Genomic DNA, 20,842 nt, shown 5'->3' with positions numbered 1-20,842 from the left:
CGCTCGCGCGCCGGGGCACAGGACCCCCGTCAGAATCAGTCCCGTTCGCAGACGAAGATCGCCGTGCCCGGGATCAGGTGGCCGCGCAGCGGGGACCAGCCGCCCCATTCCTGGGTGTTCCAGGCGGGCCACTCCGGTTCCACGAGGTCGACCAGGCGGAAGCCGCCGGCGACCACGTCGCGTACCCGGTCGCCGATCGTGCGGTGGTGTTCGACGTAGACGGCCCGGCCGGATTCGTCCTGCTCCACATAAGGGGTGCGGTCGAAGTAGGAAGCGGAGACGGAGAGGCCCTCGGGGCCGGGCTCGTCCGGGAAGGCCCAGCGGAGGGGGTGGGTGACGGAGAAGACCCAGCGCCCGCCGGGCCGCAGCACCCTGCGTACCTCGCGCATCACCCGCACCGGGTCGGCGACGAAGGGCACCGCGCCGTACGCCGAGCACGCCAGGTCGAAGGAGCCGTCCGCGAAGGGCAGGGCGCCCGCGTCGGCCTCGACCAGCGGCACGCCGCCGCCGATCCGCAGGGCGTGCTGGAGCTGCCGGTGCGAGAGGTCGAGTGCCACGGGCCGCGCGCCCTGGGCCGCCAGCCAGCGCGAGCACTGCGCCGCGCCGGCGCCGATCTCCAGGATGTCGAGTCCCTTGAGCCCGTCGGCCGGCCCCAGCAGCGCGGCGTCGGCCTCGTCGAGCCCTTCCGGCCCCCAGACGAAACGGTCGTCGCCGAGGAAGGCGCCGTGCTCGCTCTGGTATTCGTCGGCGTTGCGGTCCCACCAGCCACGGCTGGCCCGGCTGCTCTCCGCCGCGCCGGTGGCCCGCCGGGTCGCTTCCGGCTCGTACTCATGGATCATTTCGACCGTCGTGCCCTCGGCAGTAGTGGTTCGGCAAGGTTTGTCGTATCTTCTATGCGCCTGCTCGGCGCCTGAGCGTAAAGCTACGGGGTGCGTCAGGTCCCTCGTGGCCTCGCGAAACAGAAGTTGTGCCCGTTATGCGGGTTTCATCCCGGGTGTGCGTCTTCGCGCATTGACCGTGCCCCGCTGCCCCCGTATGCTACAAGTTGCGCTGCGGGCCTGCGCTCCTCAGACATAGCAGGTCGCGCTCGCACTTGTTGTATGTCCCCTCGGTTGTCGAGGCGCTTTCGGTTTTCTTCGAGAGCTTCGGGAGGTCTTCGGATCTTCGGAGGCCCTCGGACGGTGCGCCTCCAAGGCTGTCCGGCTTCGGCGGTGCGATACGGGTTCTCGGCGTAGCAGTACCTACGACTCACTGTCCGTACCGGAGCCTTTACCCACATGACGAGCAGCACCGAGACCACCGCCACCACCCCGCAGGTTGCGGTCAACGACATCGGTAACGAGGAAGCCTTCCTCGCCGCGATCGACGAGACGATCAAGTACTTCAACGACGGCGACATCGTCGACGGCGTCATCGTGAAGGTCGACCGGGACGAGGTCCTGCTCGACATCGGTTACAAGACCGAGGGTGTCATCCCCTCCCGCGAGCTCTCGATCAAGCACGACGTCGACCCGAACGAGGTCGTCAAGGTCGGCGACGAGATCGAGGCCCTGGTTCTCCAGAAGGAGGACAAGGAAGGTCGCCTCATCCTGTCCAAGAAGCGCGCTCAGTACGAGCGTGCCTGGGGCACGATCGAGAAGATCAAGGAAGAGGACGGCATCGTCACCGGTACCGTCATCGAGGTCGTCAAGGGTGGTCTCATCCTCGACATCGGCCTCCGTGGCTTCCTGCCGGCCTCCCTCGTCGAGATGCGCCGCGTCCGCGACCTCCAGCCCTACGTGGGCAAGGAGCTCGAGGCCAAGATCATCGAGCTGGACAAGAACCGCAACAACGTGGTCCTGTCCCGCCGTGCCTGGCTGGAGCAGACCCAGAGCGAGGTCCGCCAGACCTTCCTCACCACCCTCCAGAAGGGTCAGGTGCGCTCCGGCGTCGTCTCCTCCATCGTCAACTTCGGTGCCTTCGTGGACCTGGGCGGCGTCGACGGTCTCGTCCACGTCTCCGAGCTGTCCTGGAAGCACATCGACCACCCGTCCGAGGTTGTCGAGGTCGGCCAGGAAGTCACCGTCGAGGTCCTCGACGTCGACATGGACCGCGAGCGCGTCTCCCTGTCGCTCAAGGCGACGCAGGAAGACCCGTGGCAGCAGTTCGCCCGGACCCACCAGATCGGTCAGGTCGTCCCGGGTAAGGTCACCAAGCTCGTTCCGTTCGGTGCGTTCGTCCGCGTCGACGAGGGCATCGAGGGCCTGGTGCACATCTCCGAGCTGGCCGAGCGCCACGTGGAGATCCCGGAGCAGGTCGTCCAGGTCAACGACGAGATCTTCGTCAAGGTCATCGACATCGACCTCGAGCGCCGTCGCATCAGCCTCTCGCTGAAGCAGGCCAACGAGTCCTTCGGTGCCGACCCGTCCGTGGTCGAGTTCGACCCGACCCTGTACGGCATGGCCGCGTCCTACGACGACCAGGGCAACTACATCTACCCCGAGGGCTTCGACCCCGAGGCCAACGACTGGCTCGAGGGCTACGAGAAGCAGCGCGAGGAGTGGGAGCGCCAGTACGCCGAGGCGCAGCAGCGCTTCGAGCAGCACCAGGCGCAGGTCATCAAGTCCCGCGAGGCCGACGAGCAGGCCGCCGCTGAGGGTGCCGCCGCTCCGGCCGCCGCCTCCACCGGTGGCAACGTCTCCGGCGGTTCGTACTCCTCGGAGTCGGCCGACACCTCCGGCGCCCTGGCGTCGGACGAGGCGCTCGCCGCGCTCCGCGAGAAGCTGGCCGGCGGCCAGAGCTGAGGCTCCGACCGACAGCTGACAGCTGACTGAGCAAGGCCCGTTCCCCTCGGGGAGCGGGCCTTCCTCATGCCCTCGTGGCGCCGCGGAGTGTGTCCGCACCGTGTCGGGATCCGGCCACCGGGAATGGGCCGGGCCTCCACGGGCGTTCCCCCGTACGGAACATGAGGAGGAGCGGTCACTGTGTTGGATCCGCAGGGTTTGTACGAATGGGAGCCCAAGGGGCTCGCCGTAGCCGACCTGGCCTTGGCCCAGGACACGGCCGGCCTGGTCATGCTCTACCACTTCGACGGTTACATCGACGCGGGGGAGACCGGCGAACTGATCGTCGACCGGCTGCTGGACGGCCTGCCGCACCAGGTCGTCGCGCGCTTCGACCACGACCGGCTCGTCGACTACCGCGCCCGCCGCCCCCTGCTCACCTTCCAGCGCGACCGCTGGAGTGCCTACGAGGCGCCGAAGATCGAGCTGCACCTGGTGCAGGACGCCACCGGGGCGCCCTTCCTGCTGCTCGCGGGCCCCGAGCCGGACGTGGAGTGGGAGCGCTTCGCCGCCGCCGTGCGGCAGTTGGTGGAGCGGCTCGGTGTACGACTGTCCGTCAACTTCCACGGCATCCCCATGGGCGTGCCGCACACCCGGCCGGTCGGCATCACCCCGCACGGCAACCGCACGGACCTGATGCGCGGCCACCGCAGCTATTTCGACCAGGCGCAGGTGCCCGGCAGTGCCGAGTCGCTCGTCGAGTTCCGGCTCGCGGAGGCCGGCCACGACGTTCTCGGTGTCGCCGCGCACGTCCCGCACTACGTCGCCCGCTCGCCCTATCCCGACGCCGCCCTGACCGCCCTCGAAGCGGTCACCGCCGCCACGGGACTGGTGCTGCCGAACGCCGCGCACGCGCTGCGCACCGAGGCGCTGCGGACCCAGGAGGAGATCGAGCGGCAGATCGGCGAGGGCGACGAGGAACTGGTCGCCCTCGTCCGGGGCCTTGAGCACCAGTACGACGCGGTGGCGGGCTCCGAGACGCGCGGCAATCTCGTCGCCGAGCCCGTCGAGCTGCCGTCGGCGGACGAACTGGGCGCCGAGTTCGAGCGTTTCCTCGCCGACCGGGAGGGCGACGGCGGCCACTGAACCGCCGCCCGCTACCGTGGGGCCCATGCTGAAGGTCGGTCTTACGGGTGGAATCGGCGCGGGCAAGAGCGAGGTGTCACGGCTGCTCGCCTCGTACGGGGCGGTGGTCGTGGACTCCGACCGGATCGCGCGTGAGGTGGTCGAGCCGGGCACGCCGGGGCTCGCGGCCGTCGTCGCCGAGTTCGGTCCGGAGGTCCTGACGGCCGAGGGCGCGCTCGACCGCCCCAGGCTGGGCGCGGTCGTCTTCGCCGACCCCGACCGGCTGGCCGCGCTGAACGCCATCGTCCACCCCCTCGTCCGGGCGCGCTCCGCCGAGCTGGAAGCGGCGGCCGCGCCGGACGCGGTGGTCGTCCACGACGTTCCCCTCCTCGCGGAGAACGGCCTGGCGCCGCTGTACGACCTGGTCGTCGTCATCGACGCCGGTACCCGGACCCGCCTCGACCGTCTCGTACGGCTGCGCGGCATGACCCCCGACGAGGCGCGTGCCCGCATGGCCGCCCAGGCGACGCGGGAACAGCGCCTGGCCGTGGCCGACTTCGTCATCGACAACGACGGCCCGCTGGAGGCGCTGGCTCCGCAGGTGGAGGGGGTCTGGGCGCGGCTGCGGGAGCGGTCCGCGGGCGCATCGGAGTAGGCAGACGCCGGGGAGGTGGTCAACTCCCCGATCGGGTGAGGGAGTTCCGGCGGCCGGGTCGTGCGGTGCGTTAGCATGCGGCCGCGTCGAACCGGTCCCGGCTACGGAAGTGAACTCCCCGTATGGTCCTGTCTGTTCCAGCAAGACGGTTACACGGTTTCTCCGGTCTGCTGCGCCGCGCCGCGGACGATGCCGCCGAGGCGCAGGGCTATGTGCGGCGGCACGGTGCCATCGCGTCAACCGAGCAGGGCCTGCTGACCAGGGTCATCGATCTGCACGGCGATCTGGCGGAGACGATGACGGCTGCCATGGGGCGGCTGGAGCGCGTGCTGCGGGCCTCGGCGGACGAGGTCGACCGGGCGGCCGGTGAGTTCCGGGCCTCGGATCTGCGGGAGGCGGCGAGGATGGACGCGGCCCGCCGGAAGGTGCCGCGGTGACGGGCGGCGCGGAGGTCCGGGATGTGGTCCGGCCCACCGATCGCCTCACACCTCCTCGCGCGCCGGAGGACTTCATCTCCCCGATCGACACGCTCAATGCCGCCGGGGATCTGGTCAGTCCGTCGTTCTGGATGTCCAAGGTGCTGGATTTCGCCCTCGCCTTCGACCCCTTGGAAGAGGGCAGGAAATACTTCGCCGGCGACTGGGAGGCGTATGCGCGGAGCGCCGAGGCGTGGGCGAATCTCGCCGGATTCTGTGAAGGGCTCGCCACCAACATCGAATCCGGGAACAGGTCGCTGGGCGAGGTGTGGCAGGGGGAGGCGGCGGCCGCCGCCGACGCCTATTTCGCTTCCCTCTGCGGAAAGCTGCGCGACATCAAGGGCTCGCTGGAGACCATGCGGGGGGAATACCTCGTGGCGGCCCACGGGGTCTCGATGACCGGTGAGGCCGTCGGGCAGCTGATGGGCCTGATCGGGGACGCCGCGGCGACGGCCGCGATCGCCTGGGCGGCGGGCGGTCTGACGGCCTGGACGGGCTGGGGCGCGGGCGTCGGCTACGGCGTGGCGGCCACGGAGGTCCTGCGGATCTGCGACCTGTGGGGTGAGGTGACCAAGACGGTCAACATGCTCCAGATGAGAATCGACGCGGTGTACGGGCAACTCGCGGATATCGGCGGAGAAGTGGCGGTGGTGCTCGACGGCTTCCCGCAGGTGCCGTCCCTTCCGTACTCCCGGGACGGGAAGAGCGCTCATGGGTGAACGAGAGGTCGGGCACGAGGAGTTCCTCGCGCCGGGCCGCGACCGGGCCCAGGCGCGCGCGGTCCGGCGCGGACTTCAGGACATGGCGGAGGGCGGCGCCGGGGAAGTCCTGCAGGAAATGGCCCGCGACATTCTTTCCGGGCGCATCGGACTGCGGGAGGCCCTGCGCGTCGGCCCGTACGCCACCGCGCTCACCGAACGGGTGCGGGCCGCCCACGCGGAGTGGGAGGGGATGCCCGCCGCCGACCGTGAGCGGCACCTGGCCGAAGCCCGCCGCTTCCTCGCGGCGGAGGGCGAGGCCGGGCCCCGCACCGGCTGACCCGGCGCCCGGCCCGCCCCGCGGCCGGGCCCCGGCACCCGTGCGCCCGGGCCTCTCACATCAGCCCGTCCGGCCTCCGGGGGGGGGTAGGGCATAGTGGCCGGTCGGAGCAGGTCGGCGGAGCCCGCCACTTCGGCCAGCGCGTTCGCGAGGGCGATCAGCACCTCCCGCACCCGTGCCACCTCCTCCCGCAGTGCCGCCGCGTGCTCCCAGCCCCGCTCGTAGGAGACGGGGTCCACGTCCGCCGGACGCAGCGACTCGTACGCGGCCAGGCGTGGGTGCCAGTTCGCCAGCACCGGGCGCAGCGCCTGGTTGAGGACGGTGACGGCCAGTGCCCCGAAGGTGATCTGGCCGGGGCCGCGCCGCGGGGCGACGTCGGGCCCGTAGCGGCGCAGGATGTCACGGGTGGTGCCGAAGAGGCTGTAGAAGGAGGACAGGGCCTCCCTCAGGAAGCCTTCGTCCGGGCCGAGTTCGGCCGTCGAGATCCGGGTGGCCAGTTCGGCGTAGAGCTCCCAGGCGGCTTTCCGTTCGGCCTCGACCGGTTCCCAGACCCCCGTGATGTCCCCCAGCAGCGGGATCGCCATCCGGACCGTGATCTGCTTCGGCCTGGACCGGCCGGCGGCGTTGCGCATCCGTCGCATGATCTTCCTCCCCGAGCCTCCACAGTAGGCTAGGGGCCGCCGGGAGGCAGGGGATCGGCCCGAACACCGTCGGTATCCGGCGCGGAAAAGCCGGCGAGGACGGCGCGCGGCCGGGGAGAAGGAGACGTGAGCGTGGCGGAATCGAGCCCCCGGACCTGGGACGTGTTCCTCAGCTACAGCCGCGGCGACGCCCACCGCGTCGCGCCGCTGCGCGAGCGGCTGCTCGCCTGTGGCCTCGACGTCTTCGTCGACGAGGTCGCTGTCGCCGGGTTCGCGGGCATCAGCGACGCGATCCGGGACGGCCTGTCCCGCTCGAAGGCGCTGCTGGCCTGCTATTCGGCCGCCTATCCCGAGCGGCAGGCTTGCCAGTGGGAGCTGACGGCCGCCTATCTGGCGGGGCTGCGCGAGGGCGACCCGCGGCGCCGCGTGATGGTCGTCAACCCCGAGCCGGCCGCGGACCACATCCACCCCGTCGAGCTGCGGGACGCCAAGCACTGGGAGCTTCCGGCCGGGCCGGCGGCGCTGGACGCGCTCGTCGCGGACGTACGCGCCCACGTCTCCGCGCTCGACGGCCCCATCGGCGCCACGGAGACCGCGCCCGCCCCGTACTGGCTGCCGGGCCCGGCGCCCTCGCCCGCCCCCGCCTTCACCGGCCGGCTGCCGTGGCTGTGGCAGGTGCACAGCTCCCTGCACCGGCACGCCGCGCCGCTCACCACCGGCCACACCACCGCCCGCCCGGTGCAGATCCGGGGCGCGGCCGGGATCGGGAAGACGCTGCTCACCCAGGAGTACGCGACGTGGTTCGCCGCCGCCTACCCCGGTGGCATCCACTGGCTCGCCCGTGACGCGGATGGCGCGCACGCCCCTTACGACAAGGGACTTCGCGCGCTGGCGGCCGCCCACGGCCTGTCGGGCGAGGGCGCGGCGGAGGAGGTCCTCGCCCGGCTGCACGACCACTTCGCGTACGCCGGCGAACCGTTCCTCTGGATCGTCGACGACCTCCCCGGCGGGCTCACCACGCAGCAGGTGGGCCGCCTGTGCGCGCCGCACCCGCTGGGGCGCACCCTGCTCACCACCCGCAGCCGGATGTACGACGCGCTCGCCACCGCCGTCGAGCCGGGGCCGCTGGCGGACGACGCGGCGTACGCGCTGCTCACCCACGACGTCGCGCCCTCCGGCCCCGACGAGGAGGCGGCGGCACGCGCGTTGTGCGCCGCCGTCGTCGGGCACCCGCTCGCCCTGGACCTCCTGGCGTCGGGTGCCGCCGACGGCTACACCGCTCTCCACGACCGCTTCCACACCCCTGGCCGTTCCCTCCTCGATGTCCTCGCGCGGCGCCGGGCGCTGCCCACGGGCTATCCCGCCGAGGTGACGGCGGCCCTGGTGCGCGACGTGCCCGCGGCCGGGCCGTCCGCGATGGATGTGCTCCGCCTCGCCGCCGCCTTCTCCCCGACGCCGCTGACCAGGGACGACGCGGTGCGGGCGCTGTCCTCGGCGGTGGCCGTCCCGGACATCGCGACGGCCCGGCGCCTCGACGCGGGCATCGCCGAGCTCCACGGCCGCAGCCTCCTGGCCCCGGCGGGCAGCGGGGCCTGGTCGGTGCACCCGCTGATCCTGCACGCCTGGCTGCGGCACGACCCCGAACCGGCCCGCGCCGAGCAGCTGCGCCACGCCGTGCTCCAGACGCTGCGCACCCCGTACGGCACTACCCTGGAGCGCATCGGAGGCCGTCCCGGCGCGACCGGCACGAGCACGAGGGAGCCGCAGATGAGGCCGTACATGCCCGCGCAGCGGGACGCCGCGCCCAGTGAGCTGGAGCGCATGGCCGCCTTCGACCTCCAGGTCGAACTCGCCACCCGCATCGGCGTCCAGGAGCTCGCTCCCGGCTCGGGCAGCCTGCGTGAGGCGCTCGGTTCGCTGTACGCGATGTTCACGTTCACGCGGAACACGCTGCGGCAGTACAGCATCGGCCTCGCCGCCGACCAGCCCGCCGCGAAGGGCGTGCGCACCGTGCACGGCATCGCCTACGACCTTCTCAACCGCATCCTCCGTCCCTTCACCAGTGAGTGGCACCCGCGGCTCGCGGCGCACGAGGCGCTGCGGCCGGAGGGCGCGAGTCCGGTCGCCCACGAGCAGTCCTGGGCGGACGCGCCCGCGCTGCGTACGGCGCTGGCGGAGCTGCAGGGCCCGCTGCTGAGCGTCGTCGCGGAGCTGGCCGAGATCTCCGGCGCGGACTTCGGCCTCCCGGCGGCGAGCTGACCTCCGGCCGGCCTAGGGGCGGGGGCCACCGGTGCGCCGGTCCCCTCGCACCGGTTCGTAGGGCGGTATGTCCCGCCCCGGCTGGAAGTGCGGGCCCTGCCGGATGTGCCGGATGACCAGGCCCAGATCGACCGCGGTCACCACGACCAGCACCGCGCAGGCCACCGCCCACCCCGGGTGCCCGGCCAGTGCGAAGAGCACGGTCCCGGCGAGGGCCCAGGCGAGCCCCCACGCGGCGAGCCCGCACCGCAGGCGCAGGGGGCTGCGGGCGTTCATGGGTTCATTGCCGGTACGCATCGCACACCATCTCCCACTACCAGCATCCACCCGGCCGGGGCGGAGCGGCCCCGTCAGACCAGGCGCCTGATCTCGCCGCGCACGCGGTAGAAGCCGCCGGAGGCGGGGGAGAGGGCGTCCACGACATAGCGGGCGCCCGGCTGACGTATGCGGCGGGGGAACTGGACGTTCCAGGCAGGGTCGTGATCGGGGGAGACCGCGTGCACGCGGACCCTGCCGGACTCCTGGACACACTCGACGACGATGCCCGTGCCGACGGCGCTGGTGGTCGCGGTGACCGTGGTCGCGGGGGTGTAGGTCGGCACGGCGGCGGCCGACTTGATGTCGAGGGGGACCGGGACGGTGCCGGAGCGGGCGGCGGCGATGGCGGCCTCACCGGCGTCCACGCAGACCAGGGAGCCGTCGGTGGTGACCATGTAGAGCCGCTCGTCGAGATACTGCATGGACAGGGCCGAGCCGCCGCCCGTGCCGAGCTTCCACAGGCGGGTGCCGTCGGCGGCGAAGCAGTAGACGGACGAGGCGGAGTCACCGGCGAAGACGTAGCGGCCGCCGGGTGCGGTGGCGCAGGAGTAGACCGCGGAGTCGCAGGCGTAGGTGGCCTCGACGGCGCCGGTGGCCTTCGCCAGGCGCTGGACGACCCGGCGGCCGGTGCCGGCGTAGACGGAGTGGTCCTCCTGCCAGCCGAACAGCACGGCGCCGGTGGTGCGGGTGTGCCACAGCTCGCCGCTGCCGTCGGGGGCGTAGGCGGTCACGCCGTCGGTGTGGCCGTGATAGACGGCGTGTTCGTCGCGGCGCACCATCCAGGCGTTGGAGCCGGTGCTCCTGCGTGACCACTGGTGTTCGTCCTCGTGGTCGATGACGGTCAGGCCGCCGTCGCGGTCGCTCACATCGAGAATGCCTTCGCGGATGTCCAGCCAGAAGATGTCGACGTCCGAGGCGATCTCGTAGGCGGCGAAGGGCAGCTTGGAGGAGAGGTCGTAGACGGCGCCGTCGTCGCAGCCGGCGTAGATCCAGAAGTCGTCCGCCACCAGGCACTTGACGCCGTCGGGCAGCCGGTAGTGGGCGAGCACCTCGCCGCCGTGGCCGAGGGCGTGGACGTCGCCGGACTGATTGCCGACCCAGCAGCGGTCCTCGGCGATGTGGATGCCGAAGGCGGAGGAGCCCGTGCGGAACCGCCAGAGCACCGGGGCGACCGCGCGGGCCGTGGAGGGCGCGGAGGTGACCTGACGCCGCGTCACCGAGCGGGCAGTGCGCTGCCCTTGGACCGCGGGTGCGTACCCCTTGCGGACCTTCTCCCCTATCTTCTTCGCCGCCGCGGCCCGCGCCTTCGCCTCGGTCGGGAAGGTGGAGCTCTGCGCCTGCCCCGCGCTGCCGATCCGCCCGTAGCGCACCGCGACGGCCGTGCCGTCCACGGTCACCTCATAGAACTTGTGTGCCCCGCCGCCCTCTTGTGACAGCTCCAGATACGTCGTGGCCCCGGACATGGTTCGCCCCCTCTCCGGCCGGCCGTGGTGGCCGGTCCGACTGAGAGGAACGCTAGGGGCCGCCACTGACAATCGATCTTCGAGCGCCGACGGCGGAAACGGGCAGAAGCCGTGCGACCCCTAGAAAAGGGGCTCGGGGAGCACTCCTTCGAGTGACAGCAGGGCCCTCTTGGTCTCCAGGCCGCCGCCGAAGCCGCCCAGCCCGCCGCCGCTCTCGACCACGCGGTGGCAGGGCACCACGACCGGCAGTGGATTGCTCCCCATCGCCACGCCCACGGCCCGCGCGGCCCCGGCCTCGCCGACGCGGTCGGCGAGATCCTGGTAGCTGACGACGGTGCCGTACGGGACCCCTGCGGCCAGTTCGCGCAGCACCCGCCGGTTGAAGCCCGAGGTCAGCGACCAGTCCAGGGGGAGGGAGAACGTCTCGCGGCGGCCGGCGAAGTACGCCTCGAGCTCGGCCGCCGCCTCGGCGAGGAGGCCGTGCGCGGTGGAGGGCGGGGCCGCGGGTCCGGCACCGAGGCGGAGCGTGAGCCGGTCCACGGCCTCGGCCGCCCGCCGCGCGTCGGCGTGGAAGACGACCTCCAGCAGCCCTTCCGGCGTCGCGGCGAGCCCCAGGGGCCCGATGGGAACCTCCACCGTCGTCCAGGCCCATGCGCGTGCTCCGGGCTGCCGGCCCGTTCGTTCCACGTCCGTCACATGGGCCAGCGTAGGGCGTTCCTGCCGCACGGGCCACAGGCGTTTCGTCGTATCGGTCCACGACCTCCGAGGCCGGGCCCGGTCCTTGGCGTGCGGGAAATGCCGCCCGCCTGCGGGGCGTTGGGGCGGAAGAGGCCGAAGGCCGGCTCCGGGAAGAGGGGGCGGCGAGCCCGGCGTCGCGCGGTCGTCCCTCTCGGCCGGCGCCGCCTCCACGATCTGTGGGGCGTCGCTGATCACCGCGTCCACCGACGCCCGGGACGGCGGCCGCGTCGATCGGGGCGAGGGCGTTCTCCGGGGCCCGCGCCGGGACACCCTGGTGACCGACGGTGACGGTGATCCGCACGGCGGCCCGCGCCGGGGGCACCCCGGACAGAAGCGCCGCCGGCCACGGCAGGGCACCGGCCGCGGCGGGGAAGGAGCGGTGGCGCATACGGGCTGCTCGCTCCGGGACGGGAGGCCCGGTGCCCGGCGCCCGGCCGTTGTCAGTGGGGGGTCGTACCGTGGACCCATGCGGCCCGTATCGAAGATCGAACGCAAGGTGGCGCCTTTCGAGGTCGTCAGCCCCTTCCAGCCCAGCGGCGACCAGCCCACGGCCATCGCCGACCTGGAGCGGCGCATCCGCGCGGGCGAGAAGGACGTCGTGCTGCTCGGCGCGACCGGCACCGGAAAGTCGGCGACCACCGCGTGGATGATCGAGAAGCTCCAGCGGCCGACCCTGGTGATGGCGCCCAACAAGACCCTCGCGGCCCAGCTCGCGAATGAGTTCCGGGAGCTCCTGCCGAACAACGCGGTCGAATACTTCGTCTCCTACTACGACTACTACCAGCCCGAGGCGTACGTACCGCAGTCGGACACCTACATCGAGAAGGACTCCTCCATCAACGAGGAAGTCGAGCGGTTGCGCCACTCGGCGACGAATTCGCTGCTCACCCGGCGTGACGTCGTCGTGGTCGCCTCGGTGTCGTGCATCTACGGCCTCGGTACGCCGCAGGAGTACGTCGACCGCATGGTCCCGCTCCGGATCGGCCAGGAGATCGACCGCGACGAGCTGCTGCGCCGCTTCGTGGAGATCCAGTACACCCGCAACGACCTGGCCTTCACCCGGGGCACCTTCCGGGTGCGCGGCGACACCATCGAGATCTTCCCGGTCTACGAGGAGCTCGCCGTCCGCATCGAGATGTTCGGCGACGAGATCGAGGCCCTCTCCACGCTCCACCCGCTCACCGGCGAGGTCATCTCCGACGACCAGGAGCTGTACGTCTTCCCCGCCAGCCACTACATCGCCGGTGCCGAGCGCATGGAGAAGGCCGTCGCGGGCATCGAGAGGGAGCTGGAGGAGACCCTCGCCCGCATGGAGAAGCAGGGCAAGCTCCTGGAGGCGCAGCGGCTGCGCATGCGCACCACGTACGACATCGAGATGATGCGGCAGATCGGCTCCTGCTCGGGCATCGAGAACTACTCGCTGCACATGGACGGCCGCGAGCCCGGCTCCCCGCCCAACACCCTGCTCGACTACTTCCCCGAGGACTTCCTCCTCGTCATCGACGAGTCGCACGTCACCGTCCCGCAGATCGGCGCGATGTACGAGGGCGACGCCTCCCGCAAGCGCACCCTGGTCGAGCACGGCTTCCGGCTCCCGTCGGCGATGGACAACAGGCCGCTGAAGTGGGAGGAGTTCGTCGAGCGCATCGGGCAGACGGTCTATCTCTCGGCGACGCCCGGGAAGTACGAGCTGTCGCGCTCCGACGGCTTCGTGGAGCAGATCATCCGTCCCACCGGCCTCGTCGACCCGGAGGTCGTCGTCAAGCCGACCGAGGGCCAGATCGACGACCTGGTGCACGAGATCCGTCAGCGCGTGGAGCGCGACGAGCGCGTCCTGGTCACCACCCTCACCAAGAAGATGGCCGAGGACCTCACGGACTACTTCCTGGAGCTGGGCATCCAGGTGCGCTATCTGCACAGCGACGTCGACACGCTGCGCCGCGTGGAGCTGCTGCGCGAGCTGCGTGCCGGTGAGTACGACGTGCTGGTCGGCATCAACCTGCTGCGTGAGGGCCTCGACCTTCCCGAGGTGTCGCTCGTGGCCATCCTCGACGCCGACAAGGAGGGCTTCCTGCGGTCGGGGACGTCCCTGATCCAGACCATCGGCCGTGCGGCGCGCAACGTCTCCGGACAGGTCCATATGTACGCGGACAAGGTGACTCCCGCGATGGAGAAGGCCATCGAGGAGACCAACCGCCGTCGCGAGAAGCAGATCGCGTACAACAAGGAGCGGGGCATCGACCCGCAGCCGCTGCGGAAGAAGATCGGCGACATCGTGGCCTCCCTCGCCCGGGAGGAGATCGACACCCAGGAGCTGCTGGGCACGGGCTACCGCAAGGACGAGAAGGGCAAGGCCCCGGTCCCGACGGCGCCCGCGGGCAAGGGCGGCGCCAAGGGGAAGGGCAAGGCCAAGGCGGCGGTGGCGACGGACCGTCCGGCCGCCGAACTCGCCCAGCTCATCGAGGACATGACCGACCGTATGCGGGCCGCCGCCGCGGAGCTCCAGTTCGAGGTGGCCGCGCGGCTGCGTGACGAGGTGAGCGAGCTGAAGAAGGAGCTGCGGCAGATGAAGGAGGCGGGCTTCGCCTGACGACGGCCCGGGGGCGGGTCGTCGCGGGATGTTGCAAGACCGCCACAAAAGGGCGCCCGGGCGGTGGGGGTGCCGGTGGCTCTGCGTAGGGTCGGTCGCGTGGCCGTGCGAACGCGCGGCCGGGGAAAGCACGAGAAGGGACTGCGCGTGACGGTCAACTTGTCCAAGGGTCAGGGCATCAGCCTGCAGAAGGCCGACGGGGGCACCCTGACCGCGGTACGGATGGGGCTGGGCTGGCAGTCCGCACCCCGCCGCGGACTGTTCGGGTCGCGCACCAAGGAGATCGACCTCGACGCGTCGGCGGTGCTCTTCGCCGGTGACCAGCCGGTGGACGTGGTCTTCTTCCGCCACCTCGTCAGTGACGACGGCTCGGTCAAGCACACCGGTGACAACCTGGTCGGCGGCGCGGGCAAGGGCGGCGACGACGAGGCGATCCTCGTCGACCTCCAGCGCGTCCCCGTGCACATCGACCAGATCGTCTTCACGGTGAACTCCTTCACGGGCCAGACCTTCGCCGAGGTGCAGAACGCGTTCTGCCGCCTGGTCGACGAGACCACCGGCCAGGAGCTGGCCCGCTACACCCTCGACGGCGGCGGCCCGTACACCGCGCAGATCATGGCCAAGGTGCACCGCTCGGGTGCCGGCTGGCAGATGACCGCGATCGGTACGCCGTCCAACGGCCGGACCTTCCAGGACCTCATGCCGGCGATCTTGCCGAGCCTGTAAGGCGTATACCGGGGAAACGGGACGACCGGGCCCGGCGGAGCGAGCCTTTGCCGGGCCCGCGGGCGCGGCGGGCGCTCGGCACGGCGAGTACGGCACGCGCGGCGGGGGACGACGCCGCGCGGGCACAGATCACAAGGGGGCGCGGGCATGACGGCCGAGTTGGTGCGGGGACAGAACCACCCGCTGGCGGAGACCCGACTGGAGATCCGCGTCTCGGCGGCCGAGGCGGTCGTGGCGGGCGCCACGCTCGGTGACGCCGACGGCAGGGTGGCCGGTGCGCGGAGCGTCGCGCACCCGGGCGCGCACCGGCTGCCCGGCCTGGAGGTGTCCCGGCAGGCCGCGGCCGGGCACCGGCTGGCCGTCGACCTGGACGCGCTCCCGGAGTCCGTCCACCACGTCAACGTCCTGCTGGCCCTCCCGGCCGGCCAGGGCGGCGCGGCCCGCTTCGGTGCGATGGCCGCGCCGTTCGTCGCCGTCACCGCTCTCGACGGGACCGAGGTCGCCAGCTACACGGTCACCGGCCTGGACTCCGAATCGGCCGTCGTCGCCCTGGAGCTGTACCGCAGGCACGGCGGCTGGAAGGTGCGCGCCGTCGGCCAGGGGTACGCGGGCGGGCTCGTCGCGATGCTGCACGACCAGGGCCTCGACGAGGCCACCGGCACGGCGGCGGCCATCGAGGCGGCGGTGGCCCGGGGCCTGGCCCGGTCGGTCGCACCCGCACCGGCCACGGCCGCTGCTCCCGCGGACGGCCCGTCCGCGCCGCCGGGCGGCCGCGTGAGCTACGCACACCCCCGGCGGCGCGCCTCGGCACCGGCCGCCGCTCCGGAGCCCGCAGCGGCCGCGTCCGGCCCCGGGGAGCCTGCCTTCGCGCAGGACCGGCCCGCGCCGCCCGTCGCGGGGGACGCGAACGGCTGGACGCTGGACGAGCGCCTCTACAACCAGGTGTGGGGCATGTTCGAGGACCTCGCCCGGTCGGCCGCCGCGTACCGCAGCGCTGTCGACTTCGCGGAGTCGCGCCTGGAGCGTGAGCTGGATCAGGTGCTCTCCGACCCGCTGACCCGCGTCGGTCCGGCCGCGGACGCCGCCCGCGCCGAGGCGCGGGCCCGGCAGGAGGACCTGGTCGCCCGGGCGCGTGCCGTGCTCGACCGTGACCTCGGCCGGCTGGTGGCCGAGTCCGAGGTCGTCGAGCACGCGCTGCCGCCCGCCTTCGCCCGCTGGGACAGCCCCGTCTGGCAGGGCTACCAGCTGCCGCTGGAGGCGCCCATGGCGCTGCGGCTGGGCGATCTGCATCTGCCCGAGCGCACGGATCTGCGCATCCCCATGCTGGTGCGGCTGCCGCTGGAGCGCGGGCTGTGGATCGACAGCGGGCGGCCCTCCGGCCCGGAGGCGGCCCTGCTGGACCCGGCCGAGCTGCGCGGGCGCGCGATGGACACCGCGGTCGCCCACGCCGCCCGGCTGCTGGCCGTCCACCCGGTCGGCGATCTCACGGTGCGGGTCATCGACCCGGCCGGGGCCGCGGGGGCGTCGCTCGCGCCGCTGCTGGGCTCCGGCGCGCTGCGCGAGCCGCCCGCGGCCGGTGCGCAGGGCGTGTCCGCGGTGCTGGACCGGCTGACGCGGCGGGTCGACCTGGTGCAGATGGCGATCCGCAGCGGTGCGGCGGACTCGTTGCCGCCGGATCTCGACACGGCCGAGCAGCTGCTCGTCGTCAACGACTTCCCGCACGGTTTCGACGACCGGGGCGTGACGCAGCTGCGCTATCTCGCGGACGAGGGGCCGTCCGTGGGGGTGCACCTGATGATGGTCGCCGACCGCGCCGACGCGCGGGCGTACGGGCCGGTGCTGGACCCGCTCTGGCGCTCTCTGCTGAGGATCACCCCGGTCGCCGGCGACCACCTCGCCGACCCCTGGGTCGGGCACGCCTGGACGTACGAGCCGTCCGTGGTCCCGCCGGGGAGCGACGTGCTGCGGCAGGTGCTCTGGCAGGTGGGGCAAGCACGTCAGGCATATGGCATCTGACCAGGGCTTTTGGTTTTTCTTTTACCTTTACTTGGGTCTTCCTGTACTGTTTTTGTACGGAGGCGCCCGTGGTGTACCCCGGTGCTCCTCCGGCAGCGACGACGCTGACCAGTTGCCGTATGACGTGCCGGAGGAACAGTGGACGTCTCCCTGACCCTGTGGGTGCTGACCATTCTCGGTCTGTGCGCCCTCGTCGCCGCCGATTTTTTCATCGGCGGCCGCAAACCGCATGACGTGTCCCTCAAGGAAGCGGGCATCTGGACGGTCGTCTGGGTGGCCCTGGCCGGGCTCTTCGGGCTGGGGCTGCTGCTCTTCGGCGGCGGCGAGCCCGCGGGCGAGTTCTTCGCGGGCTTCATCACCGAGAAGTCCCTGAGCGTCGACAACCTCTTCGTCTTCGTGCTGATCATGGCGAAGTTCGCGGTGCCGTCGATCTACCAGCAGCGCGTGCTCATGGTCGGTGTGCTGATCGCCCTCGTCCTGCGCGCCGTCTTCATCGGCGCCGGCGCGGCGATCATCGCCAACTTCTCCTGGGTCTTCTACATCTTCGGCGCCTTCCTCATCTGGACCGCGTGGAAGCTCATCCAGGAGGCGCGGGCCGACGAGGAGGAGGAAGAGTTCGAGGAGAACCGCTTCCTCAAGCTGGTCGAGAAGCGCTTCCCCTCGACCGACCGCTACCACGGCACCAAGCTGTTCATCGTCGAGAACGGCAAGCGCCTGATGACGCCGATGCTGATCGTCATGCTGGCGATCGGCACCACCGACGTCCTCTTCGCGCTGGACTCCATCCCGGCGATCTTCGGCCTGACCCAGGACCCGTACATCGTCTTCACGGCCAACGCTTTCGCCCTCATGGGCCTCCGGCAGCTGTACTTCCTGATCGGCGGACTGCTGAAGAAGCTGGTCCACCTGTCGTACGGCCTCTCGGTGATCCTCGGCTTCATCGGCGTCAAGCTCGTCCTGCACGCGCTGCACGAGAACGGCGTGGGGGTGCCCGAGATCAGCATCCCGGTCTCGCTCGGCGTCATCTGCGCGGTGCTGGTCGTCACCACGATCACCAGTCTGCGCGCCTCGAAGAAGCAGGCGGCCGCCGAAGCGGTGGCCGGCAGCGCCAAGGTCTGAGCCCGGGGCCGCCCGTCGCCTCAGGCGGGCGCGCCCTCGCCGACCGGGCTCCCGGCGGTCACCGGGCGGGTCTCGGGGAGCAGTGCGAAGCAGGCCAGGCTGAGCAGCGCGAGCGCGGTCAGATAGGCCGCGACGCCCCACGGCGGGCCGTCGCCCCGCGCCGTCGCGGTCGCGACCAGCGGGGTCACGGCGCCGCCCAGCACCCCGCCGAGGTTGTAGCCCACGGCTGCGCCTGTGCAGCGCACCCGGGGCTCGTACAGCTCGGGGAGGTAGGCCGCGACGACGGCGAACATCGTGGTGAAGGCCAGCGTCGCGACCAGGAAGCCGAGCACCATCCACACCGGCCGGCCGGTGTACAGCAGGGCGATCAGCGGGACCATCCAGAGCGCCACGGCGACGCAGCCCGCCAGGCACAGCGGGCGGCGCCCGTAGCGGTCGCCCAGGAACGCGAACACCGGGGTGACCAGGGCCGACACCGAGACCGCCGCCATGATGCAGCCGAGCATGACCGTACGGTCGACACCGAGCCGCTCGGTCGCGTAGGCGAGGGACCACGTGGTGATCGTGTAGTAGAGGGCGTACGCGACGGTCAGGCCCCCGGCGGTGAGCAGGACGAGCCGCCAGTGGTCGCGTACGACCTCGGCGAAGGGCGCCTCCGCCCGGTCGCCCCGGTCGGCCAGTTCGCGGAACTGCGGGGTCTCGGACAGCCGGGCGCGCAGCAGCAGTCCGCCGACCGCGAGGACGCCGGCGAACCAGAACGGCACCCGCCAGCCCCAGGAGCGGAACTGCGCGTCGGTGAGCGTGGCCGAGAGGGTGAGCGTGATCCCGTTGGCGATCAGGAAGCCCACGGGCGGGCCGATCTGGGGCACGCTCGACCACAGCGCGCGGCGGCCCGCCGGGGCGTGCTCGGTGGTCAGCAGCGCGGCGCCGCCCCACTCCCCGCCGACCCCGAAGCCCTGCGCGAACCGCAGGACGACCAGCAGGGCCGGGGCCGCGACCCCGATGCTGCCGTAGGTGGGCACCAGGCCGACGGCGACGGTCGCGATGCCCGTCAGCAGCAGGGACATGATCAGGACCGGGCGGCGGCCGCGCCGGTCGCCGATATGACCGAAGAACACCGACCCGAGCGGTCGCGCGACGAACCCGGCCCCGAACGTGCCGAAGGCCGCGAGTGTGCCGACCAGCGGTGAGACCGTCGGGAAGTACAGCGGGCCGAGCACGAGGGCCGCCGCGGTGCCGTAGACGAAGAAGTCGTAGAACTCGATGGCGGTGCCCACCAGGGACGCGGCTGCCAGGCGGAGCATGGCCGGTGGGCGTTCGTCCGGAGATCGGTCGGATCGCATGTAGTGCCCAACTTCCCTCAGCAGGTGAGGCAACGGGGCGTGCGGGGGTACGGCCGGGGGCGCGCGGGATACCGGCGTCGCGGGTGTGTGGTGCCGCCGTGCGACCCGGTCCGGGGCAAAGGTAAGGACCGTCGGCCATGGCCGACGGTCCTTACCTTTTTCGCTTCACGGGTCCGAGGTCACCAGCCGCGGGCGCGCCACTCCGCGAGGTGGGGGCGCTCGGCGCCGAGGGTGGTGTCGGCGCCGTGGCCGGGGTAGACCCAGGTCTCGTCCGGGAGCTGTCCGAAGAGCTTGGTCTCGACGTCGTCCAGGAGGCTCGCGAACGCCTTCGGGTCGCCGTGGGTGTTGCCGACGCCGCCCGGGAAGAGGCAGTCGCCGGTGAACAGGTGCGGGTGGCCGTGCGGGTCGTCGTAGACCAGGGCGATGCTGCCCGGCGTGTGGCCGGTCAGGTGGCGCGCGGTGAGCTCGACGCGGCCGACGCGGATCGTGTCCCCGTCCTCGACCGGTACGTCCGTCGGCACGGGGATGCCCTCGGCGTCGTAGCGGCCCGCGTGGGTGCGGGCCCCGGTGGCGTCCACGACCTCGCGCAGCGCGCCCCAGTGGTCGCCGTGCCGGTGGGTGGTGACGACGGAGGCGATGCCGCTGTCCCCGATCAGGCTGAGCAGGGTGTGCGGCTCGGCCGCGGCGTCGATCAGCAACTGCTCGTCCGTCGCGCGGCAGCGCAGCAGATACGCGTTGTTGTCCATCGGCCCGACCGCGACCTTCGAGATCATCAGGTCGGTCAGCTCGTGCACATCCGCCGGGCCGCCGACCTTCACCGCTCCGCTGTACGTCATGGCTTCAAGCCTATAGCGGGGGCAGCGCCGGGAGCGGGGCGCCGTCGGTCTCCAGCCCGGCGCCGCGTTCGCCGCGCCCGGCGAGCCAGCCGAGCAGGGCGGGGGCGGTGCCGGTGACGGTGACCGCGGGGCCGTCCGCGCGGCCCGTGTGCCACTGCCGTCCGTCGGTCGCGGTGACGGTGACGGAGGGCAGGTCCGCGTGGCCGGAGAAGCGCTGTGCGAGGTAGTCGATCTCCCGGCCGAGGAGGTCGTCCGGCAGGTCCGTCAGTTCGTACCCGATGCCCAGGTCGACGTGGTGCAACGCGAGCTCGGTCAGGCGCCGGAAGGGGACCCGCGCGGCCACGTCGGTCACTCCGTTGCGCAGGGTGACCGTGCGCGTCCAGTCGTCGACGGCGTCGGCGGTCTCCATGAGGCGGTCCGCGCTCGCACGGAGGTCGGCGAGCTGGGCCTCCAGGGGCTGGCCCGCGCCGTTGTCGATGTCCGCGTCCCGCGCCTCGCCGCTCACGTACATGGGCAGTCCGCGCAGGACGTTGCCCAGGGCGTCCGCGTTCCGCGCGATGTGGGAGAGCAGGTGACCACGGGTCCAGCCGGGGAGCCGTGACGCTTCGGCGACGGCGCCGTTGTCCAGTTTCGCGACCGCGGTGAGGAGCCGGTCGGTCGCTTCACGTACAGATGCCAGGTCGCGCACATGATCGATCATGCGGCGACGATAGCGCCGCCACTCGTCCGGGTGAAGT

The 20,842-nt window shown here is 72.0% G+C and carries 18 protein-coding genes; 10 read left to right on the top strand and 8 right to left on the bottom strand.

Annotation, left to right across the window (positions count from 1 at the left end):
* Positions 1–35: 35 nt before the first annotated feature.
* Positions 36–839, bottom strand: a complete 804-nt coding sequence (locus ACH427_RS00710) for a class I SAM-dependent methyltransferase (RefSeq protein ID WP_398867162.1) — start codon at positions 837–839, stop codon at positions 36–38.
* Positions 840–1,277: 438 nt separating this feature from the next.
* Between ACH427_RS00710 and rpsA the strand changes: the two genes are divergently transcribed.
* From rpsA to ACH427_RS00685, 5 genes are all read left to right on the top strand, one after another.
* A complete protein-coding gene (gene rpsA / locus ACH427_RS00705) occupies positions 1,278–2,783 on the top strand; it encodes a 30S ribosomal protein S1 (protein ID WP_398867161.1) in 1,506 nt (501 codons plus the stop codon).
* Positions 2,784–2,963: 180 nt separating this feature from the next.
* Positions 2,964–3,908: a PAC2 family protein gene (locus tag ACH427_RS00700; RefSeq protein WP_116211169.1), complete on the top strand. Its 945-nt coding sequence runs from the start codon at positions 2,964–2,966 to the stop codon at positions 3,906–3,908.
* A 25-nt stretch (positions 3,909–3,933) separates the two neighbouring features.
* Positions 3,934–4,542 (top strand): dephospho-CoA kinase, encoded by a 609-nt coding sequence (coaE, locus tag ACH427_RS00695; RefSeq protein WP_398867160.1) that lies wholly within the window; start codon positions 3,934–3,936, stop codon positions 4,540–4,542.
* 122 nt (positions 4,543–4,664) lie between these two features.
* Positions 4,665–4,979, top strand: a complete 315-nt coding sequence (locus tag ACH427_RS00690) for a hypothetical protein (protein WP_398867159.1) — start codon at positions 4,665–4,667, stop codon at positions 4,977–4,979.
* Complete coding sequence (locus ACH427_RS00685) at positions 4,976–5,737, top strand: hypothetical protein (protein ID WP_398867158.1); 762 nt, start codon at positions 4,976–4,978, stop codon at positions 5,735–5,737. The genes ACH427_RS00690 and ACH427_RS00685 overlap by 4 nt, the downstream gene beginning before the upstream one ends.
* Positions 5,738–5,812: 75 nt before the next feature.
* Here the strand turns inward: ACH427_RS00685 and ACH427_RS00680 are convergent, their stop codons facing one another.
* Positions 5,813–6,697 (bottom strand): hypothetical protein, encoded by an 885-nt coding sequence (locus tag ACH427_RS00680; RefSeq protein ID WP_398867157.1) that lies wholly within the window; start codon positions 6,695–6,697, stop codon positions 5,813–5,815.
* Between the two features lie 132 nt (positions 6,698–6,829).
* Between ACH427_RS00680 and ACH427_RS00675 the strand changes: the two genes are divergently transcribed.
* The gene (locus tag ACH427_RS00675) at positions 6,830–8,956 is read left to right on the top strand and encodes a TIR domain-containing protein (RefSeq protein ID WP_398867156.1); all 2,127 of its coding nucleotides are present in this window, start codon (positions 6,830–6,832) and stop codon (positions 8,954–8,956) included.
* Between the two features lie 12 nt (positions 8,957–8,968).
* On the opposite strand, the gene ACH427_RS00670 is transcribed toward ACH427_RS00675, so the two are convergent.
* The 3 genes from ACH427_RS00670 to ACH427_RS00660 form a co-directional block, all read right to left on the bottom strand.
* Positions 8,969–9,253 carry a DUF6343 family protein gene (locus tag ACH427_RS00670; RefSeq protein ID WP_398867155.1) on the bottom strand — a complete coding sequence of 95 codons (285 nt, stop codon included), beginning with the start codon at positions 9,251–9,253 and terminating at the stop codon, positions 8,969–8,971.
* A gap of 53 nt (positions 9,254–9,306) precedes the next feature.
* A complete protein-coding gene (locus ACH427_RS00665; RefSeq protein WP_398867154.1) occupies positions 9,307–10,737 on the bottom strand; it encodes a WGR domain-containing protein in 1,431 nt (476 codons plus the stop codon).
* Positions 10,738–10,857: 120 nt separating this feature from the next.
* Complete coding sequence (locus ACH427_RS00660) at positions 10,858–11,424, bottom strand: methylated-DNA--[protein]-cysteine S-methyltransferase (RefSeq protein ID WP_398867481.1); 567 nt, start codon at positions 11,422–11,424, stop codon at positions 10,858–10,860.
* Between the two features lie 517 nt (positions 11,425–11,941).
* Here ACH427_RS00660 and uvrB point away from each other — a divergent pair.
* The 4 genes from uvrB to ACH427_RS00640 all read left to right on the top strand — a co-directional run bounded on the left by uvrB (position 11,942) and on the right by ACH427_RS00640 (position 17,926).
* Positions 11,942–14,065 carry an excinuclease ABC subunit UvrB gene (gene uvrB / locus ACH427_RS00655; protein ID WP_398867153.1) on the top strand — a complete coding sequence of 708 codons (2,124 nt, stop codon included), beginning with the start codon at positions 11,942–11,944 and terminating at the stop codon, positions 14,063–14,065.
* A 147-nt stretch (positions 14,066–14,212) separates the two neighbouring features.
* The gene (locus ACH427_RS00650) at positions 14,213–14,791 is read left to right on the top strand and encodes a TerD family protein (protein WP_398867480.1); all 579 of its coding nucleotides are present in this window, start codon (positions 14,213–14,215) and stop codon (positions 14,789–14,791) included.
* A gap of 147 nt (positions 14,792–14,938) precedes the next feature.
* The gene (locus ACH427_RS00645) at positions 14,939–16,807 is read left to right on the top strand and encodes a TerD family protein (RefSeq protein WP_398867152.1); all 1,869 of its coding nucleotides are present in this window, start codon (positions 14,939–14,941) and stop codon (positions 16,805–16,807) included.
* 138 nt (positions 16,808–16,945) lie between these two features.
* A complete protein-coding gene (locus ACH427_RS00640) occupies positions 16,946–17,926 on the top strand; it encodes a TerC family protein (RefSeq protein WP_398867151.1) in 981 nt (326 codons plus the stop codon).
* Between the two features lie 20 nt (positions 17,927–17,946).
* Here the strand turns inward: ACH427_RS00640 and ACH427_RS00635 are convergent, their stop codons facing one another.
* The 3 genes from ACH427_RS00635 to ACH427_RS00625 all read right to left on the bottom strand — a co-directional run bounded on the left by ACH427_RS00635 (position 17,947) and on the right by ACH427_RS00625 (position 20,805).
* Positions 17,947–19,230 (bottom strand): MFS transporter, encoded by a 1,284-nt coding sequence (locus ACH427_RS00635; RefSeq protein ID WP_398867150.1) that lies wholly within the window; start codon positions 19,228–19,230, stop codon positions 17,947–17,949.
* A gap of 218 nt (positions 19,231–19,448) precedes the next feature.
* Positions 19,449–20,105 carry an MBL fold metallo-hydrolase gene (locus ACH427_RS00630; protein ID WP_398867149.1) on the bottom strand — a complete coding sequence of 219 codons (657 nt, stop codon included), beginning with the start codon at positions 20,103–20,105 and terminating at the stop codon, positions 19,449–19,451.
* Between the two features lie 10 nt (positions 20,106–20,115).
* Positions 20,116–20,805, bottom strand: coding sequence for a maleylpyruvate isomerase family mycothiol-dependent enzyme (locus ACH427_RS00625; RefSeq protein ID WP_398867148.1), 690 nt, complete (start codon positions 20,803–20,805; stop codon positions 20,116–20,118).
* Positions 20,806–20,842 lie beyond the last annotated feature (37 nt).

The sequence above is a fragment of the Streptomyces sp. NPDC020379 genome, from assembly GCF_044387105.1.
Lineage (GTDB): Bacteria > Actinomycetota > Actinomycetes > Streptomycetales > Streptomycetaceae > Streptomyces.
Note: the sequence above shows the minus strand (reverse complement) of the source record. Positions and strands in the feature narration are given on the sequence as shown.

What these genes read in the sequence shown, in the direction of transcription:
- ACH427_RS00710 (WP_398867162.1), bottom strand. Translation starts at nt 839, where the DNA reads ATGATCCATGAGTACGAGCCGGAAGCGACCCGGCGGGCCACCGGCGCG.
- rpsA (WP_398867161.1), top strand. Translation starts at nt 1,278, where the DNA reads ATGACGAGCAGCACCGAGACCACCGCCACCACCCCGCAGGTTGCGGTC.
- coaE (WP_398867160.1), top strand. Translation starts at nt 3,934, where the DNA reads ATGCTGAAGGTCGGTCTTACGGGTGGAATCGGCGCGGGCAAGAGCGAG.
- ACH427_RS00690 (WP_398867159.1), top strand. Translation starts at nt 4,665, where the DNA reads ATGGTCCTGTCTGTTCCAGCAAGACGGTTACACGGTTTCTCCGGTCTG.
- ACH427_RS00680 (WP_398867157.1), bottom strand. Translation starts at nt 6,697, where the DNA reads ATGCGACGGATGCGCAACGCCGCCGGCCGGTCCAGGCCGAAGCAGATC.
- ACH427_RS00670 (WP_398867155.1), bottom strand. Translation starts at nt 9,253, where the DNA reads ATGCGTACCGGCAATGAACCCATGAACGCCCGCAGCCCCCTGCGCCTG.
- ACH427_RS00665 (WP_398867154.1), bottom strand. Translation starts at nt 10,737, where the DNA reads ATGTCCGGGGCCACGACGTATCTGGAGCTGTCACAAGAGGGCGGCGGG.
- uvrB (WP_398867153.1), top strand. Translation starts at nt 11,942, where the DNA reads ATGCGGCCCGTATCGAAGATCGAACGCAAGGTGGCGCCTTTCGAGGTC.
- ACH427_RS00645 (WP_398867152.1), top strand. Translation starts at nt 14,939, where the DNA reads ATGACGGCCGAGTTGGTGCGGGGACAGAACCACCCGCTGGCGGAGACC.
- ACH427_RS00635 (WP_398867150.1), bottom strand. Translation starts at nt 19,230, where the DNA reads ATGCTCCGCCTGGCAGCCGCGTCCCTGGTGGGCACCGCCATCGAGTTC.
- ACH427_RS00630 (WP_398867149.1), bottom strand. Translation starts at nt 20,105, where the DNA reads ATGACGTACAGCGGAGCGGTGAAGGTCGGCGGCCCGGCGGATGTGCAC.
- ACH427_RS00625 (WP_398867148.1), bottom strand. Translation starts at nt 20,805, where the DNA reads ATGATCGATCATGTGCGCGACCTGGCATCTGTACGTGAAGCGACCGAC.